This is a genomic window from Streptomyces sp. NPDC107454 (assembly GCF_055582885.1).
Window position 1 is genome coordinate 520,273 of record NZ_JBVJPA010000008.1, and the last position, 18,115, is coordinate 538,387.

General features: G+C 70.4%; 15 protein-coding genes. 5 read left to right on the plus strand and 10 right to left on the minus strand.

The window, feature by feature from the left end; translation table 11 throughout:
• Nucleotides 1–30 precede the first annotated feature (30 nt).
• A complete protein-coding gene (locus ACZ69M_RS23200; RefSeq protein ID WP_470052463.1) occupies nt 31–1,017 on the plus strand; it encodes a FecCD family ABC transporter permease in 987 nt (328 codons plus the stop codon).
• The gene (locus ACZ69M_RS23205; RefSeq protein WP_470052387.1) at nt 1,014–2,090 is read left to right on the plus strand and encodes a FecCD family ABC transporter permease; all 1,077 of its coding nucleotides are present in this window, start codon (nt 1,014–1,016) and stop codon (nt 2,088–2,090) included. The genes ACZ69M_RS23200 and ACZ69M_RS23205 overlap by 4 nt, the downstream gene beginning before the upstream one ends.
• Nucleotides 2,091–2,174: 84 nt before the next feature.
• Here ACZ69M_RS23205 and ACZ69M_RS23210 read toward each other — a convergent pair whose 3' ends face one another.
• The gene (locus ACZ69M_RS23210; RefSeq protein WP_470052389.1) at nt 2,175–3,215 is read right to left on the minus strand and encodes an NAD(P)-dependent alcohol dehydrogenase; all 1,041 of its coding nucleotides are present in this window, start codon (nt 3,213–3,215) and stop codon (nt 2,175–2,177) included.
• 175 nt (nt 3,216–3,390) lie between these two features.
• Between ACZ69M_RS23210 and ACZ69M_RS23215 the strand changes: the two genes are divergently transcribed.
• Nucleotides 3,391–4,281 carry a helix-turn-helix domain-containing protein gene (locus tag ACZ69M_RS23215; protein WP_470052391.1) on the plus strand — a complete coding sequence of 297 codons (891 nt, stop codon included), beginning with the start codon at nt 3,391–3,393 and terminating at the stop codon, nt 4,279–4,281.
• Between the two features lie 113 nt (nt 4,282–4,394).
• Here the strand turns inward: ACZ69M_RS23215 and ACZ69M_RS23220 are convergent, their stop codons facing one another.
• From ACZ69M_RS23220 to ACZ69M_RS23245, 6 genes are all read right to left on the minus strand, one after another.
• Entirely contained in the window at nt 4,395–5,165 is a 771-nt protein-coding gene (locus tag ACZ69M_RS23220) for a globin domain-containing protein (protein ID WP_470052393.1), read from the minus strand.
• A gap of 90 nt (nt 5,166–5,255) precedes the next feature.
• Complete coding sequence (locus ACZ69M_RS23225; RefSeq protein ID WP_470052395.1) at nt 5,256–8,558, minus strand: S8 family peptidase; 3,303 nt, start codon at nt 8,556–8,558, stop codon at nt 5,256–5,258.
• Nucleotides 8,559–8,761: 203 nt separating this feature from the next.
• On the minus strand, nt 8,762–9,445 hold the full coding sequence (locus ACZ69M_RS23230; RefSeq protein ID WP_075032373.1) for an ABC transporter ATP-binding protein: 684 nt from the start codon (nt 9,443–9,445) through the stop codon (nt 8,762–8,764).
• Between the two features lie 29 nt (nt 9,446–9,474).
• Nucleotides 9,475–10,941 (minus strand): ABC transporter permease, encoded by a 1,467-nt coding sequence (locus tag ACZ69M_RS23235; protein WP_470052397.1) that lies wholly within the window; start codon nt 10,939–10,941, stop codon nt 9,475–9,477.
• 182 nt (nt 10,942–11,123) lie between these two features.
• Nucleotides 11,124–12,389 carry a L,D-transpeptidase gene (locus tag ACZ69M_RS23240; RefSeq protein WP_470052399.1) on the minus strand — a complete coding sequence of 422 codons (1,266 nt, stop codon included), beginning with the start codon at nt 12,387–12,389 and terminating at the stop codon, nt 11,124–11,126.
• 266 nt (nt 12,390–12,655) lie between these two features.
• Entirely contained in the window at nt 12,656–13,003 is a 348-nt protein-coding gene (locus ACZ69M_RS23245; protein WP_054234746.1) for a hypothetical protein, read from the minus strand.
• A gap of 110 nt (nt 13,004–13,113) precedes the next feature.
• Between ACZ69M_RS23245 and ACZ69M_RS23250 the strand changes: the two genes are divergently transcribed.
• Together ACZ69M_RS23250 and ACZ69M_RS23255 are read left to right on the plus strand one after the other, a co-directional pair.
• Nucleotides 13,114–13,494 (plus strand): cell wall protein, encoded by a 381-nt coding sequence (locus ACZ69M_RS23250; protein ID WP_352049768.1) that lies wholly within the window; start codon nt 13,114–13,116, stop codon nt 13,492–13,494.
• Nucleotides 13,495–13,529: 35 nt separating this feature from the next.
• Nucleotides 13,530–14,267: a DUF2625 family protein gene (locus ACZ69M_RS23255; protein ID WP_470052401.1), complete on the plus strand. Its 738-nt coding sequence runs from the start codon at nt 13,530–13,532 to the stop codon at nt 14,265–14,267.
• A 95-nt stretch (nt 14,268–14,362) separates the two neighbouring features.
• Here ACZ69M_RS23255 and ACZ69M_RS23260 read toward each other — a convergent pair whose 3' ends face one another.
• From ACZ69M_RS23260 to hutH, 3 genes are all read right to left on the minus strand, one after another.
• Complete coding sequence (locus tag ACZ69M_RS23260; RefSeq protein WP_470052403.1) at nt 14,363–16,000, minus strand: DEAD/DEAH box helicase; 1,638 nt, start codon at nt 15,998–16,000, stop codon at nt 14,363–14,365.
• Nucleotides 16,001–16,135: 135 nt separating this feature from the next.
• A complete protein-coding gene (locus ACZ69M_RS23265; RefSeq protein WP_028803001.1) occupies nt 16,136–16,339 on the minus strand; it encodes a cold-shock protein in 204 nt (67 codons plus the stop codon).
• A 193-nt stretch (nt 16,340–16,532) separates the two neighbouring features.
• Nucleotides 16,533–18,071, minus strand: coding sequence for a histidine ammonia-lyase (gene hutH / locus ACZ69M_RS23270; RefSeq protein ID WP_470052465.1), 1,539 nt, complete (start codon nt 18,069–18,071; stop codon nt 16,533–16,535).
• Nucleotides 18,072–18,115: the final 44 nt, after the last annotated feature.

Here is an 18,115-nt window from a genome sequence, read left to right on the forward strand (position 1 = left end):
GTCGCACGCCGCACGTCCGCCCCAGCGGGCGTGCGGCGTGCGACCTGGCTGGGTGTGGCCCTCCTCCTCGCCGTCACCGCAGCCGCCCTCAGCCTCGCCGTCGGCACCCGCCCCGTCCCGCTGTCCGCCGTCCTCGACGCGCTGGTGCACGGCGGGGGTTCACCGGACGCGCTGGTCGTACGGTCGCTGCGGGTGCCGCGGACCGCGATCGGACTGACCGCCGGCGCCGCCCTCGGACTCTCGGGAGCGGCGCTCCAGGCGGTCACCCGCAATCCGCTGGCCGACCCCGGCATCCTCGGGCTCAGCCAGGGCGCGGCGGCCGGTGTCGTGTTCGCCATCGCGCTCGGCTGGGCGAACGGCTTCGACGGGTACGTCTGGTACGCCTTCACCGGCGCGGTCCTCGCCGCCTGCGTCGTGTACGCCATCGCCTCGCGCGGACGCGGCGGCGCCTCCCCGGTGAAACTGGCGCTCGCCGGCACCGCCCTGTCGGCGATGACGGCGGGAGCCACGACCGTGGTCCTCACATCGAGTTCGGCCACGCTGGACCAGTTCAGGTTCTGGCAGGTGGGCGCGCTCAGCGGACGCGACGCGGCGACGGTGGGGCGCATGCTGCCCTTCCTCGCCGCCGGTGCGCTGCTCGTGCTGGCCTGCGCCCGCGGCCTGGACGCGCTCGCGCTCGGCGACGACACCGCACGGGCACTCGGCCACCGGGTCACGCTCGTACGGGGCTGTGCGGCGCTCGGCGCGACCGTGCTCACCGCGGCCGCGGTCGCCGCCGCGGGCCCCATCGCCTTCATCGGCCTCGCCGTCCCCCACCTCGCCCGCCGGCTGGTCAAGGGCGGCCACCGCTGGACCCTTCCCCTCTCCGCGCTGCTCGGCGCCGCCCTGCTGCTCGCCGCGGACGTGGCGGGCCGGGTGGTACGCGCCCCGGCGGAAGTGCCGGCCGGGGTGATGACCGCGCTGGTCGGCGTGCCGGTCCTGGTCGTCCTCGTACGGCGGAAGGGCATGGCCTCGTGACCAGGGCCCCCGCGGCGCCCACCGCGAGCCGCACCACGTACCCGCAGTCGGCCGGGCTCCTCGTGCTCCGCCACCGGCGCCTCTCCCTCCTCCTGCACCGGCGCGCCGCCGCCGTCGTCACCGTCCTTCTCCTGCTCCTCGCGGGCGTGATGCTGCTCGCGGCGTGCGTCGGGCAGACGTACGTCCCGCCGGGCGAGGTCTGGCGGGTGCTGCGCGGTCACGGCGGCCCCTACGACCTGGTCGTCGGCGAACTGCGGGGCCCGCGGATCGTGCTCGGCGCGCTGGTCGGGGCGGCGCTCGGGCTCTCCGGGGCGCTTGTGCAGACCGTCACGCGCAACCCGCTGGCCAGCCCGGACGTCATCGGTGTCGGGCACGGGGCCGCCGCCGCGACCGTACTGGCGCTGGCCACCGGAACCGCCGCCTCCCCCGGCGCGCTGCCCGCCGTCGCTGTCACCGGCGGTCTCGCGGCCGCCGCCCTGGTGTACGTACTGGCCTGGCGGCACGGAATGCAGCCGAGCCGGTTCGTCCTGACGGGGGTGGGCCTCGGCGTCGCCCTCTCCGCCGTCGTCCAGCTCTACCTCACCGACAGCGAACTGGCCGCCGCCGAGCAGGTCAAGCTGTGGCTGACGGGCAGTCTGAACGGGCGCGGCCTGGAGCAGGCGGGCCCCCTCGCCTGGGTCCTCCTCCTCTCGCTGCCCGCCCTGGTGGGGGCGAGCCGCGCGCTGCGCCCGCTCGGCCTAGACGCCGACACGGCCGCCGCGCTCGGTGTCCGCGTGCAGCGCACCCAGCTCGGCCTGACCGTGCTCGGGGTGGTGCTCGCCGCGGTCGCGACCGGCGCGGCGGGCCCGGTCGGCTTCGTCGCCCTCACCGGCCCCCAGCTGGCCCGCCGCCTCACGCGCACCCCGCAACTCCCCCTCGCCGCCTCCGCCCTGACGGGCGCGCTGATCGTGGTCGGCGCCGACCTGGTGGCCCGCACGCTGGTGCCGCCGCTGGAGATCCCGGTCGGGGCGCTCACGTCCCTGGTGGGCGGCCCCTACCTGCTGTGGCTGCTGGGCAGGTCGGGCCGCCGCTGACGGGATTGCCGTTCGTACGGTGGAAACACCGAGGGCGTCTACCGGTCGTACGACCGGTAGACGCCCTGCGAACTCCGTCCACGACTAGATGGTGGCGGTGTCGATCACGAAGCGGTAGCGGACGTCGCTCGTCAGCACCCGCTCGTAGGCGTCGTTGATCTCGGACGCGCTGATCAGCTCGATCTCGGCGCCGAAGCCGTGCTCAGCACAGAAGTCCAGCATCTCCTGGGTCTCCCGGATGCCGCCGATACCGGAACCGGCGAGGGTCTTGCGGCCGCCGATCACGGAGAAGAGGTTGAGCTTGACGGGCTCCTCCGGGGCGCCCACGTTCACGAAGGCGCCGTCCGTCCTCAGCAGGGACAGGTAGGCGTCCAGGTCCAGCGGGGCGGACACGGTCGACAGGATCAGGTCGAAGGTGCCGCGCAGTTCCTCGAAGGTCTTCGGGTCACTGGTGGCGTAGTAGTGGTCGGCGCCCAGCTTCAGCCCGTCGTCCTTCTTGCGCAGGGACTGCGACAGGACGGTCACCTCGGCACCGAGCGCGTCCGCGATCTTGACGCCCATGTGGCCGAGGCCGCCCATGCCGAGGATCGCGACCTTCTTGCCGGGGCCGGCGTTCCAGTGCTTGAGCGGGGAGTACGTGGTGATGCCGGCGCAGAGCAGCGGCGCGGCCACGTCGAGGGAGATGCCGTCGGGGATACGGACGGTGTAGTTCTCGTCGACGACGATCTTCTCGGAGTAGCCGCCGTAGGTCGGCTCGCCGTTCTTGTCGAGGGCGTTGTACGTGCCGACGCCGCCTCCGGTGCAGTACTGCTCCAGGCCGGCCTTGCAGTTGTCGCACTCGCGGCAGGAGTCGACGAGACAGCCGACGCCCACGCGGTCGCCGACCTTGAACTTGGTGACGCCGGAGCCGACCTCGGAGACGATGCCGGCGATCTCGTGACCCGGCACCATCGGGAAGATCGCCTCGCCCCAGCCCTCCCGGGCCTGGTGGATGTCCGAGTGGCAGATACCGGCGAACTTGATGTCGATCAGGACGTCGAACTCACCGACCGGGCGGCGCTCGATGGTGGTGCGCTCCAGCGGAGCCTTGGCGGCGGGGGCCGCGTACGCAGCAACAGTGGTCATGCCGGGGGTTCTCCTAAGGAGTGGTGTGTCCTGTGCCCGGCTGCCTTCGGTCGGGCACGCTGTACAGCCTGCCTGAGCGGAGGGCCTTCACCCAGGTCACGGCTTTGCGTACGTTCGCTGGTCCTACTACTGGCGGGGTCAGGTTCACCGGCGTACGACCGTGAATACTGGACGTATGGACGAACAGCCCTCCCCGCCCCTGGACCGGCGTGCCGAGCTCAGCGAGTTTCTGCGCACCCGCCGGGCCCGGCTGAAGCCGGAGGACGTGGGGCTTCCCGACTTCGGCCGGCACCGCCGGGTACCCGGGCTGCGGCGCGAGGAGCTGGCGCAGCTGGCCGGGGTGTCCGTGGCGTACTACACGCGCCTGGAACAGGGCAACGGACGGAACGTGTCGGCGGAGGTGCTCGACGCGATCGCCCGCGCCCTGCGGCTCACGGACGCCGAGCACGCGCATCTCACACACCTCGCGAAGCCCAAGGCGCACAAGAAGAAGCAGCCGGCGCGGCCGCAGCAGGTACGGGGGGCGCTGCGGCAGCTGCTGGACTCGATGGACGGCATCCCCGCGTACGTCGGGGGGAGGCGCACGGACATCCTGGTGTGGAACCGGATGGCGGCGGCCGTGTTCGGTGACTGGTCGGAGCTGGCGCCGCATGAGCGGAACTGGGCGCGGCTGGTGTTCCTGAGGCCGGAGTACCGCGACCTGTACGTGGACTGGGAGCAGAAGGCGATCGACATCGTCTGCATGCTGCGCATGGACGCGGGCTGTCACCCCGACGATCCGCGGCTTTCCGCCCTGGTCGGGGAGCTGTCCGTGAAGAGCGAGGACTTCCGGCGGCTGTGGGCCACGCACGACGTCAAGGAGAAGAGCCACGGGGTGAAGCGGATGCGGCATCCGCTGGTGGGTGATCTCTCCCTTCAGTACGAGTCGTTCCGGCTGCCCGACGACAGCGAGCAGTCACTGGTCACCTACCACGCGGAGCCGGGGTCCGCCTCGGCGGAGGCACTGCGCCTGCTGGCCAGCTGGGGCACGGACGCGACCCGCGCGGGCGCGGGCACGCCCACGTAGCGCCGGCCCGCTTCCCGGGGCTGCGCCCCGGACCCCGGGTGCGTTCTTCAACTGCGGGCCGTGGGGGTTGCTCGCGCAGTTCCCCGCGCCCCTGAAAGCCTTCGCCCCGGGCGTCAAGGCTGGTACGGCGGGGCCGCTCCCCACGTCCACTTCGGTACCGGCTGGTCGGTTGGAGGCGTCGCGTCGAGGGCGGAGAAGTGGACGGCAAGCCGCGTCCCCCATTCCGCGTACGCGAGGAACGCGGAACGGAACTCGGCGTCCGTGGGCAGGTCCGCGTCGTCCGCCGCGTCCTGGAGCAGGTTGACCCACCGGCGGCGCTGCGCCTCGGTGATGTTCTTGCCGAAGTGTTTGGCGACCATGTGGTCATGGCCGCCCTGGGTCTCGGAGTAGGCGGGCGGCCCGCCGAAGACCTCGCCGAGCCACAGGGCGACGTGGGCGGCGTGCTCGGGGGCGAGGCCGGAGAAGACCGGTGCGAGGACGTCGTCCTTGAGGACCCTGTCGTAGAAGGCCTCGGTGAGGCGGGCGAAGGCCTCGGCGCCCCCGGCCCAGACGTAGAGGGTGGGGACCGCCGCGCCCGGGCCCCGTACCGTCGTCGGCGCGTAGTGGCGCATCTCCTCGATGTAGGGGATGTAGGGCCGGATCTCGGCGAAGAAGGAGGGGAACAGCTCCGACTTCCGGAATCCCTCGACGTGGTCCTCCGTCGAGGTCCAGGTGATCCGCAGGACGAAGTGCTCGAAGTCCTCCTCGCAGCGCGTCAGCTCGTAGTCCACGCAGTGCGAAGACGCGGCGAGCTGGGCCGCGGCCCGCGTGTAGGCGGCCAGGAACTCCGCGGACTTCTCCTCGGGAATGCGATACCGGATGTACTCCACGGTCTGGGTGGTCATGGGCCCACGGAAGCACGGACGGCCCGCCGGAAGCTGCTCTTCCGACGGGCCGTTCGCTCTCGGCACACTTCACGTGGCCGCGCTACGGGATCACTTTCCGTAGTACGCGTTGTAGATGGAGACCGTCGACTTGTTGCCCTGCTTGTCGGTGATCTTCGCGTGGAAGGAGATGCCCTTCCCCTTCGCCGGGTTCTTGACGGTGATCTTGCCGTTCTTGACCTTGAGCATCTTCCAGGTCTGGCCGTAGTCGTACGAGACGTAGACGTACAGCGACTTGAGGTTCTTGCCCGCGGCCGAGCCCTGTACGGAGACCGGGATCGTGACCGTCCTGCCGGCCGCGACACGGCTGTCGAGGCCGGTGGTGGCGTTGAAGCGGACCGTGGAGGTGGGCAGCTTCGCGAAGTCGGCCTTCTTGGACTTGAAGGTCCAGCTGGCGTCGATCCGCGTGGAGGCCGCGGCGACCTTCACCGTGCGCTTGACCGAGGTCGTGAGCTTGTAGGTGGCCTCGGCGGACGGGACCTTGAACTCCTTCATCCCGACGAGCGGGTCGTCGTTCGAGGCGACCTTCGCGCCGTTGCGGTACAGCGTCGTCGTCACGGAGGTGTACAGCGAGGAGCCGGGGTGACCGCTCCCGTCGGCGAACAGCGGCAGGTAGCCCGAGATGCTGTTGCCGTCCCGGAAGACGCCGTAGTCCGCGTTGATCTTCGGACCGAAGACGGCCGTGTTGTACGTCCTCGTGTAGCTCTTGCCCGCCTTGAGGGTCTGCGGGTAGTCGTCCGTGTAGTAGGCGTCGATGACCGGGGTCCCGGTGGCGTCGACGCCCGCGCGCTGCTCCAGGTCGAACGCCCACTGGACCTTCTCACCGGTCGACACGTACAGCGTGCGCGAGGCCGGCAGCGTCTGGGGGACGCCGACGCTCATGCTGTCGTCGTCGGGCAGGAAGCCGTACGCGGTGACCGCGCCCGTCTTGCCGGTGGCCGCGGCCCCGAGGTTGGCCTTCACCTTGGCCAGCTCGCTCGCCTTGTAGTGCTTGACGTGCGCGCCCTGGAGCTTGGTGGTCCTGGTGCCGGTGAAGGTGTCGTACTCGGTGCCCGCACCCTTGGTCCACTGTCCGGACCAGCTCTGGAAGAGACCGGAGGAGACCGCCGGGCCGACGTGCGCCACGCGCACGTCCTGGAAGGAGGCAAGGCCGATGCCGATGCCGAGGCCGGTGGCGTCGTCGAAGTAGTTGACGAGTGCCGACAGCGGCTTCGCCCCCGCGTCCGGCACGGTGATGTCGGCGCCCTTGGCGGTACGGGCGTCGAGGGTCACCGTGGTGTTCCTGGTGACGCTCAGCCGGGGCTGGATCAGCCAGTCGACCCCGCCCTTCGCCTCGACCAGGTCCTTCACGAAGAGGGAGTTGAGCACGTACTTGCCCTTGGGCACCCGCAGGGTCGCGGTGTCGGCCGTGCTCTGCGACGTGTAGTCCCGGGCCTCGCCGACGCCGGAGTAGCCGTCCAGGTCGGTGAGGTGAGTGGGCGTCTCACCGGCACGGTTGACGTACTTGAGGGTGACGTCGTACGACTCCACCTCGCGCTCGACCGCGACGGCCGTACGCACGGCCTGGCCGCCGCCGCTCGCCGTCACGTACGCCGAGTACGCGCCGTCGAGGGTGCCCCCGAGCTTCGTGTTCGCGGTGACGTCGACGGCGGCCTTGCCGCCCGCCGGGACGGTGAGCGTCTTGGCGCCGAGTGCGAAGAAGCCCGCCGGAGCCGCCTGGCCCTTGGGGTCGGTCGCGGAGATCGCCAGGGTCAGGGTGACGTCCTTCGTACCGAGGTTGCGGTACGTCAGCTGCTTGGTCGTCGCCGCGTCGTCGGTGTGCGGCCACTGCGCGACACCGAAGCTCACCGAGGACGGGTCGGCGAGCACGGTCTGCTTGATCGCCTTGTCGACGGCGATCCGGCCCGAACCCTGCTGGAACGGCGTGTACTTGCCGCCCTTCGCGGAGCCCGTCAGCGCGCTCTTGAGCTCGGTGTACGTCCAGTCCGGGTGTTCCTGCTTGAGGATGGCCGCGGCGCCCGCGACATGCGGGGTCGCCATCGACGTACCGGAAATGGTCAGGTAGCCCGCGGGCTTCTCGCCGACCTCCTGGTCGATGACACTGCCCGGGGCCGCCGCCGCCGTGATGTCCACGCCGGGCGCGGTGACGTCCGGCTTGATGGCGCTGTCGCCGACGCGCGGGCCGGTGCTGGAGAAGTCCGCCAGCTTGTCGTTGTCGTCGACGGCGCCGACGGTGAGCGCGGCGTCCGCGCTGCCGGGGGAGCCGATCGACTCGGGGCCCTCGTTGCCCGCCGCGATCGCGAAGAGGATGCCCTTCTCGGCCGACAGCTTGTTGACCTCGGCCTCCAACGGGTCGATGTCGGGGGTGTCCTGGCCGCCCAGGCTCAGGTTCACGATGTCGGCGCCCTGCTCGGCCGCCCACTCCATGCCCGCGAGGATGCCCGAGTCGTCGCCGCTGCCGGTGTCGTCGAGGACCTTGCCGTTGAGGATCTTCGCGCCGGGCGCGACACCCTTGTACCTGCCGCCGGACTTGGCGCCGGTGCCCGCCGCGATGGACGCGACGTGGGTGCCGTGGCCGAAGTGGTCGGTGGCGTCGGCGGCGGTGGAGAAGTTCTTGGACTCGATCACCTGGGTCTTGAGGTCCGGGTGGCTCGCGTCGACGCCGGTGTCCAGGACGGCGATCTTGACGCCCTTGCCGTCGTATCCGGCCGCCCATGCCGTGGGGGCGCCGATCTGCGGCACGGACTTGTCGAGGCTCGCCTTGCGGACGCCGTCCAGCCAGACGTGCGCGATGCCGGAGGCCGTCTTCCCGTCGTCGGTGACCGCGGACCACAGCTCGGCCGCGTCCCGCTGCGGCGTCTGCACCGCGTCCGCGTTCAGGGCCTTCAGGCTCCTGCGGAGCGTGCCGGCGTCGCGGACGTCGGCCTTGGCGGCCGCCGCGGCTCCCCGGTAGCCGACGATCACCTTCAGGCCCCGCTGCTGGGACTTGCGGACCGCCGCCTTGTTGAGCTCGGTGACATCGAAGAGCCGCCGGTCGAGCTTACCGCCGGCTATGAGCGCCTGGGCGTCGGCCGGCACCACCAGAGTGTGGCCGTCGGCCTTGCGGATCTGCACGGGCACGTGCTCGCGGCCCTTGGCCCGCTCGAAGCCGACGACGCGCCCCTTCGCGTCGACGACCACCCGGTCACCGGTGATGAGGGTGATGCGATGCTTGGCCGTGATCCCGGCCGCTTTCCCGGCCGCCGACACGCCCGCCGTGCGCTGCTCCGCCCGCGCGGACGCCGGGCTGGTCATACCCGCCGCCAGCGCCACGGACGCCGCCATCGCGATGGTCGCCGCGCACGCTCTTTTCACTTGTCTGCGCAAGTCTCCCCCTGGAGATCAGGTCCGGACGAATCCCCGTTCATCCGGTCGGGGGAAGCCTCGTACGCATGCACGTACACCCCCCGGAATACGCAAGTATGCCCGGGGGGTGATAGCCCCCTCAATAGCGGGGCGAGGGTGAAGAGTTGACGGAGTTGCTCCGCTAAGACCCCGCACGCTCCTTTTGCGCTTCTTTAAGCACCCGCGTTTTCCTTGACGGAGATCTTCCCCTTGCGAATCGTCGCGAGGCGCGGGGCCTTCTTCGCGATCGAGGAATCGTGCGTGACCATGATGAAAGTGAGCCCGTGCTCCTTCCACATGGCCTCGAGCACCTCCATGATCTCGTCACGCATGGACTCGTCGAGGTTGCCGGTGGGCTCGTCGGCGAGCAGCACCTTCGGCTGCTTGACCAGGGCGCGGGCGATCGCGACACGCTGCTGCTGGCCACCGGAGAGCTCGGCGGGCAGATGCCCGAGCCGCTCGGCGAGTCCCACCGATTCCAGTGCGTCGGCGGCCCGTTGCCGCCGTTCCTTCACCTTCACACCGAGGGGTACGAGGGCGGTCTCCACGTTTTCCTGGGCGGTGAGCGTGGGAATCAGGTTGAAGCTCTGAAAGACGAATCCGATGTTCTCGCTGCGCACTTTGGTGAGCTTCGCCTCGGACAGTTTGGCCATGTCAGTGCCGTCGAGTTCGACGCTGCCCGCGGTGGGCCGGTCGAGACCGCCGAGCATCTGGAGAAGGGTGGATTTCCCGCCGCCGGTGGGGCCCTGGATGACGAGCCGGTCGCCGTCCGCGATGGTCAGGTCGACCCCGGCGAGCGCGTCGACCGTCTCCTTGCCCCGGGTGTAGCGCTTGGTGACGCCTCTGAGTTCGTACATGGTGCAACTCCTGGATGAGGTGGCTGGGCCTATTCGACGCGGCGCAGGGCGTCCGCGGGGCGGAGTCGGGAGGCGCGCCAGCCGCCGAAGGCGCCGGCGATCAGACCACCGGTGATGGCGAGGGCCACCGCGCCGACGATGGTGCCGAGGCTGACGGGCGCGGTGAGCGCGACGTCGAGGGCCTTGGCCGCGGCCTGTCGGCCGGGACCGCCGAAGCCGCCACCGCCGCCGGGGCCGCCCTGGCCCCCGCCGCCGCCCGAACCGCCCACCTGCGCCTGCAGGGTGGGGCTGATCTCGGTGACGACGTAGGCGCCCGCGAGGCCGATCGCGATACCGAGGGCGCCGCCGACCAGACCGTTGACCATGGCCTCGCCGACGACCTGCCGGGTCACCCGGCCCGACTTCCAGCCGAGCGCCTTGAGGGTGCCGAACTCGCGCACGCGCCGGGAGACGGCGGAGGAGGTGAGCAGGCCGGCGACCAGGAACGCGGCCACGAGCACCGCGATGGACAGCCACTTGCCGACGTTCGACGCGAGGCTGGAGGCGGTGGAGAGGGAGCCGGAGACGGTGGACGCGAGGTCGGCGGAGGTGGTGACCGTCGTCCCCGAGATGTTCTTCTGGATGGTGCTCTTCACGCTGGAGATCTGCTGCGAGTCCGACGCCTTGACGTAGATCGTGGTGACCTTGTCCTTGGAGCCGCTGAGCGTCTGCGCCTGCTTGAGCGGGATGTAGAGGTTGGCCGCCGCGTCACCGCTGTCGGGCGTGGCGATGCCGATGACCTTGTACTTGACGCTCTTGATGGTGACGGTGGAACCGACCTTGAGCTTCTTCTCCTTGGCGTACGAGACGTCGGCGACGACCACCTTGGCATCGGTCTCGGACGTCTGGAACGTACGACCGCTGGTGATCTTCGAGGAGGTCAGCGGGCCGAGGGCGGGCTTGGTGACGTCGGTGCCGTACACCGAGTAGTTGTTGACGTCGAAGTTGGCGCCGCCGCCCTCGACACGGCCCTGCGGGGACTGCTGGGCGTTCGGGCGCCCACCCCCCTGGCCGGTGCCGCCGTTCTGGTTCTGCTGGAACTGACCCCGCGTGAACTGGCCGTTGATCCTGATGACCTGGAGGCTCAGTCCGCCGACGGAGTCCGCGACGCCCTTCTGGGAGTCGACCTTGGTGACCGTGGAGGCGGCCAGGGTCTGGAAGCCCTGCACCATGACGCGGTCGCTGCTCTGCTCCTTGGTGGAGCCGTTGTCGTTCGCGTCGAAGTTGAAGCGCGGGCGCTGGCTGGTGCTCGTCGCCGGCGCCGCCGCCTTGGTGACGGTCATGTCCGTACCCAGTCCGTACAGCGACTGGAGGACCTTGCCCTGCGCCTTCTCCATGCCGGACGACACGGAGCTGACCACGATGACCAGGGCGATGCCCAGGGCGAGTCCGGAGGCGACGACGAGCGCCGCCTTCCTGCGGCGGCGCAGTTCGCGCCTCAGGTAGGTGAAGAACATGGCGGAAAGCTAGGTACGGCGCGTGATGGCGCGATAAGCCCCGCATAAGAGAAGGATGAGAAGGCTGTGGCAGCCCGGAAGTTCACCTGTGGGCGGTCCCTGAAGGCTGTGAGAACGCCGATGGCGGCGGCGGCCCATGAGGGCCACCGCCGCCATCGGCGAACGAGGGTGGTGCGGCAGGACTAGGCGGCCGAGCCGGCCTTCCAGGCCGCCCAGTCCAGGTTCCAGCCGTTGAGGCCGTTGTCCGGGGCGATGGTCTTGTCGCCGGTGTTCTTGACGACCACGACGTCACCGATCAGCGAGTGGTTGTAGAACCAGGCGGCCGACGTGTTCGGGTCGCCCGCGCCCTTGGTGTCGGACAGACCGACACAGCCGTGGCTGGTGTTCACCGCGCCGAAGATGGACTTGGCACCCCAGTAGTTGCCGTGGATGAAGGTGCCGGAGCTCGACAGACGCATGGCGTGCGGTACGTCCTTGATGTCGTACTCGCCCTTGCCGTCGGCATTCGTGAAGCCGACCGTCGAGCCGTTCATCCGGGTCTCCTTGAACTTCTCGGAGATCACCATCTGGCCCTGGTACGTCGTGTGGTCCGGCGCACCCGCGGAGATCGGGATGGTCTTGATCGTCTTGCCGTCCTGCGTGACCTTCATCGTCTTGGTCTTGGCGTCGACGATGGAGACCTGGTTGCGGCCGATCTTGAAGGTGACCGTCTTCTGCTGCACGCCGTAGACACCGCTCGCGCCCTGGACGCCGTCCAGGTTGAGCTTGAGGGTGACGGTGGAGCCGCCGGTCCAGTAGTTCTCGGGCCGGAAGTCGAGGCGGTTGGCGTTGAACCAGTGGCCGACGACCTCCTGGCCGCTGCTGGAGGAGACGGTGATCCCCTTCTGCACGGCGGCCTTGTTCGTGATCGCCTTGTTGAAGTTGATCGAGACCGGCATGCCGACACCGACGGTGGAACCGTCCTCCGGCGTGAAGTTTCCTATGAAGCTGTTGGCCGCGGAGACCGTGGTGAACGAGGCATTCTCGTGGGCCACGAGGCCCGCGGAGTCGGTGGCTTCGGCGGCCACCTTGTACGTGGTGGCCCGCTCGAGCTGGGAGGCGGGCTTCCAGCTCTTCTTGTCGGCGGATATCTGACCGGACACCGGCGTGCCCGACTCGGTCGTCATGGAGACGGCCGTGAGCGTGCCCTTGTTCACGGTGACCGCCGCGGCGTTGTTGATGGAGGCGTTGTCGGAACCGTCCGCGGGCGTGATCTTGATCTGTGCCTGGGAGCTCTTCTTGGCCGCCGCCGCATCGGCCTGGGCCTGCGAGGTCTCGCCGTCCGAGGCACTGGCCTTGCTGCCGCTCCCACTGCTGCACGCAGAGAGCACCAGCACTCCGCCGAGCAGAGCGGACGCGGCCGTCAGACCCTTGCGCCGCTTACTGTCCGTCATCACACGCTTCTCCATCGTTGCCGAATCACCTGGAACCACATGAGCCCCGTTCGAACCATCAACGCTACGACCGGTTCGTCCCATTCCACATACGCCCGAGGCGTGGGTAACGCCACGCCGGTCCACGGCGTCAACCGAATCGACCCGAGCCGACGGACCCCGATCGAGTGGTTACCGACAGCCGGACCGAATTCTGGTGCGGAGGTGGTCGGTGCGCCGTCGGAGACGACGCAACCCCGGGCAGCGGTTGCCACCCGGGGTCACGTTTTCCCCAAGAAGCGTCAGCCGACTCCGACTTCCTCGTCGTCATCCTCGTCGCCATCATCCTCGTCGAGGTCCCATTCCGGCGAATCGGGGTCGTAGTCGATCGGCTCGCTGCTCCAGGAAGCCTGGGCGAGATCGACCCCGGGCACCTCACTGACCAGGTCGAACGGGTCTACGAGATAGGCCAGGGCCTCGGCAGTGTCTTCCGTCACTGCATTCTCGGCGTGGGTCCGCTCGTCGGCCGGCATGCCGGAGTCGTCCGCGATGCGACGCAACGCGGCCTTGGTGACGGCGTCCGCGTCGTCGACTTCCAACACCAGCTCCACGCGAAGCCGGACAAATCGTGATGTCTCAGGAGTACTCATGAGACGGAGCGTACGGCCCGTGGCTCCCGCGACTTTCCCACGACCCGCGACTTTCATTAGCATCGGCCCACACGGCCAATTCGCCAGCGCCACAAGGGGATCGATATTACGTGTCCGCCGCTCGTCGCTCGTTGCTGACCGCCACCGCAGCGGGAACCCTTCTGGGGGCCCTGTGGTTCGTCCCGTCCGCCAACGCGACCCCGGAAAAGCCTGCTCAGCACAGCAACATGTCGACGAACACCACGTCGAGAACCGCGGTGCAGGTCTCCACGGAGTCGGGTGACACCCAGTCGGGCGCCGCCGATGCGAGCGACGCCGGAGCGAACGACACGGGCTCCGACACCACCGGGTCGCAAGACAGCGGGACCCGGCTCGCCGACACCGGAAGCGTCAACACGACGCCGTACGTCGTCGGCGGAACCCTTTTCCTGGGCCTCGGCGCCGGCTTTGTGACCTACTCGGTGCGCCGGGAGCGCACGGCGGCCTTCTGAGCGCGACGCTCCGGCCCGGAACCCACGGGATACCCATGCGAGACCTGACCGAGCTGACTGATGTCGAGGAGCCCGCGTGGCCGCTCCTCTCCGAGGCGATCTCCAACAGCAGGGTGTCCATGGATGTGCTGCCGGCAGACCCGGCGCAGGCCCGTGGATCCCTGCTGCAACTGCAACTCACCGCGCGCTCCTGGCTCGGCTCCTTCGTGCTCAACTGCGGCGGGGTGCTGCTGGACAGCGGCTGGCTGCGCATCTACGGCAGCCCCGACGACGACGCGCCCGCGGGGACGCCGAGCTTCGCCGAGGTCAACGACCTCCCCGAGCGGTTCGACCCGGCGTGGCAGCCGGAGGGCGGGCTCGTCATCGCCCATGACGTCCTCGGCGGCGTCTTCGTGGTCAACGGACCCGACCCCGCGCAGGCGGGCCGCCCCGGCGGTCCCGGCGAGGTGCTGTACTTCGCGCCGGACTCGCTGCGCTGGGACGCGCTCGGCGTGGGCCACGCGGACTGGCTCAACTGGCTCATGGACGAAGGCGGCATAGAGCAGTTCTACGACACCCTGCGCTGGCCCGGCTGGCGCGCCGAGACGGGGCCCATGCCGGGATCCCACGGGATCACCTTCGACCCGGTCCTGTGGACGGCCGCCAACCGCCGCGACCTTCCCGCGGCCCGCCGTCGCGCCATCCACATGTCGGATCTCATGGACCTCCACCGAGGCACCGGCCTGGAACTCGACAAGATCGACCCGGGCTTCCTGGGCAACTTCGACTACTGAGAAGTTCCGCGCCCCTGGGAACGCCCGCAGGGGCGCTCCCAGAGGCGCGGGGAACTGCGCGACCAGCCCCCACCGGCCCGCAGATGTGATCCGAGCTACGCCGCGCGACGCCCGCCGCCGCCCTGCCCGCCACGCTCCGTACGCCGCTGCTGCGGGGCACGCCCACGGCCACCGGAGCGACCCGCACCCCCCGTACCGCCGCCACCCGTGCCGCCACCGGCCGTACCGCCGGCGGTACGCCGCGGCTGACGGCCCTGCGACTCCGAACCCGCGCCCGCACCCGAACCCGCTCCGGCCGGACGCCTCGCCCCGCCTCCGACCCGCGGCCGTGACCGCTTCTTCGGCTGCTCGGCCGGCTGCGGCACCTCGATGACGACCGGGACGCCGGAGGGCTCACGGGCGCCGGTGAGGCGGGCGAGCTCCTCGTCGCTGGACGCGATCCGCGCCGTGCGCGGGGTGATGCCGGCGTCGGCCATCAGCCGCGTCATCTCCCGTCGCTGCTCGGGCAGTACGAGGGTGACGACGCTGCCGGACTCACCGGCCCGGGCGGTGCGTCCGCCGCGGTGCAGGTAGTCCTTGTGGTCGGTCGGCGGGTCGACGTTGACCACGAGGTCGAGGTCGTCGATGTGGATGCCGCGCGCCGCGACGTTGGTGGCGACGAGCGCGGTGACCTGACCGTTCTTGAACTGGTCCAGGGTGCGGTTGCGCTGCGGCTGGCTGCGCCCGCCGTGCAGCGCGGACGCCCGGACGCCGTTGGCGAGCAGCCGCTTGGTGAACCGGTCGGCGCCGCGCTTGGTGTCGACGAAGAGGATCACCCGGCCGTCGCGCGCCGCGATCCGCAGGGCGACGGCCTTCTTGTCGGTCTCGTCGGCGACGTGGAGCACGTGGTGCTCCATGGTGGTCACCGCACCCGCCGAGGGGTCGACGGAGTGCACCACGGGGTCCGTGAGGAACATCTTCACGAGCCGGTCGATGTTCTTGTCGAGCGTGGCCGAGAAGAGCAGTCGCTGACCGCCCGGCTCGACCTGCTTGAGCAGCGCGGTGACCTGCGGCATGAAGCCCATGTCGGCCATCTGGTCGGCCTCGTCGAGAACCGTGATGGCGACCTGGTCGAGGACGCAGTCACCGCGCTCGATGAGGTCCTTGAGCCGCCCGGGGGTGGCCACGAGCACCTCGGCGCCGCGCCGCAGCGTGCCGGCCTGCCGGCCGATCGACATCCCGCCGACGGCCGTGGCCACGCGCAGGTTGACCGCGGTGGCGTACGGCGTGAGCGCGTCGTCGACCTGCTGGGCGAGTTCGCGCGTGGGGACGAGGACGAGTGCGAGCGGCGCCTTCGACTCCGCCCGGCGACCCGCCGTACGGGCCAGCAGCGCGAGTCCGAAGGCGAGCGTCTTGCCGGATCCGGTGCGACCACGGCCGAGGACGTCGCGTCCGGCCAGGGAGTTGGGCAGCGTCGCGCCCTGGATCGGGAAGGGCTCGGTGACGCCCTGCGCGGCGAGGGTCTTGGTGAGGGCCGCCGGCATGTCGAGCGCGTCGAAGGAGTCGACGGCGGGCAGCGCCGGGGTGATGGTCTCGGGCAGGGAGAACTCCTGCGGCGCCACGGCCTTGCGGGCCGGACCCTTGCCGGTGCCACGGCCGCCGCCGCGGCCCGCGCCCTTCGCGAAGCCGCCGGTCTGGGCGCCACCTCGTGCGTTTGCCGGCCGCTTACGGACGGGACGTTCGGATCGAGTCATGCTGGATCTGGATTTCCTTCCTGGGCCCCACGGACTGCACGCACAGCGCTCGCAACTGACAAGCACTCACAGCACGAGCCGGGACCCGCACCCCGAAGGTGCGGGCCCCGGCTCTGGAAAAGCGCGTCCCCGAAATCAGGCGGGGATGATGTTCTCCGCCTGCAGGCCCTTCTGGCCCTGCGCGACGTCGAACGAGACCTTCTGGCCCTCCAGCAGCTCACGGAAGCCGGAGCTGGCGATGTTGGAGTAGTGGGCGAAGACGTCGGGGCCGCCGCCGTCCTGCTCGATGAAGCCGAAGCCCTTTTCCGAGTTGAACCACTTCACGGTGCCAGTTGCCATGTTTTTCTCCTGAATAGGTAGGGCCCCAATCCGGAGATGCACCGGGAAAAGCCGGAGATGCCGGTAAAACAAAACGCGCCTGCGGAGGATTCCGATCAGGCGCACAAAGTAAATGGGTACCAAAAACGTATCAATGAGACAGTAGCACACTTCGGGCCGCCCCTGTGACAGCGGCGGCCCGAAGGCGCTCCGGTCAGGCCAGCGGTCCGGTCACCGGCTCCACCGCCGCCACCACCCGGCCGCCGCGCACGAACGCGTCCGCCGCCTCCAGGTCCGGGGCGAGGAAGCGGTCGGGGCCCGGGCCCCGGACGCCGGCCGCGCGGACGGCCTCGATGACGGCCTGCGAGGCGGGGGCGGGGGTCAGGCCCTCGCGCAGTTCGATCGCGCGGGTGGCCGCGTACAGCTCGATCGCGACGATACGGGTGAGGTTGTCCACGGCGGTGCGCAGCTTGCGCGCGGCCGACCAGCCCATGGAGACGTGGTCCTCCTGCATGGCGGAGGAGGGGATGGAGTCCGCGGACGCCGGTACGGCGAGACGCTTCATCTCGCTCACCAGCGCCGCCTGGGTGTACTGGGCGATCATCAGGCCCGAGTCGACGCCCGCGTCGTCCGCGAGGAACGGCGGCAGACCGTGCGAGCGGTTCTTGTCGAGCAGCCGGTCGGTACGGCGCTCGGCGATCGAGCCGAGGTCGGCGGCGGCGATGGCGAGGAAGTCGAGGACGTAGGCGACCGGGGCGCCGTGGAAGTTGCCGTTCGACTCGACGCGGCCGTCGGGCAGCACGACCGGGTTGTCCACGGCGGAGGCGAGCTCGCGCTCGGCGACGAGCCGGGCGTGCGCGAGGGTGTCGCGTCCGGCGCCCGCGACCTGCGGGGCGCAGCGCACGGAGTAGGCGTCCTGGACACGCGGGGCGTCGCCCTGGTGGTGGCCGGTGAGCTCCGAGCCCTTCAGCACGGCCAGCATGTTCGCGGCGCTGGCGCTCTGCCCCGGGTGCGGGCGGATGGCGTGCAGCTCGGGGGCGAGCACCTTGTCCGTGCCGAGGAGGGCTTCGAGGGAGAGCGCGGCGGTGACGTCGGCCGACTTGTAGAGCGTCTCCAGGTCGGCGAGGGCCATGACCAGCATGCCGAGCATGCCGTCGGTGCCGTTGAGGAGGGCGAGGCCCTCCTTCTCGCGCAGTTCGACGGGGGTGATGCCGGCCTCGGCGAGCAGCTCGCCCGCGGGCCGTACGACACCGTCGGGGCCCTCGGCGTCCCCCTCGCCCATCAGTGTGAGCGCGCAGTGGGAGAGCGGGGCCAGGTCGCCGGAGCAGCCGAGCGAGCCGTACTCGTGGACGACCGGGGTGATGCGGGCGTTGAGGATGTCGGCCATGGTCTGGGCGACCTCGGGCCGCACACCGGTGTGCCCGGAGCAGACGGTCTTGAGCCGCAGGAACATCAGCGCGCGGACGACCTCGCGCTCGACGCGCGGGCCCATGCCGGCGGCGTGCGAGCGGACGATGTTGCGCTGCAGCTGGGCGCGCAGCTCCGGGCTGATGTGCCGGGTCGCGAGGGCGCCGAACCCGGTGGAGACGCCGTAGACCGGCTCCGGCTTGGCGGCCAGCGCGTCCACGATCTCGCGGGCCGCGGCGAGGGCCGCCACCGCCTCTTCGGAGAGCTCGATCCGGGCGCCGCCGCGCGCCACGGCGAGTACGTCGGACGCGGTCACTCCGGACGTCCCCACCACCACAGTGTGCATATCCATATTCAGGAGCGTACGCAGTGAATTCGATGATGTCACTA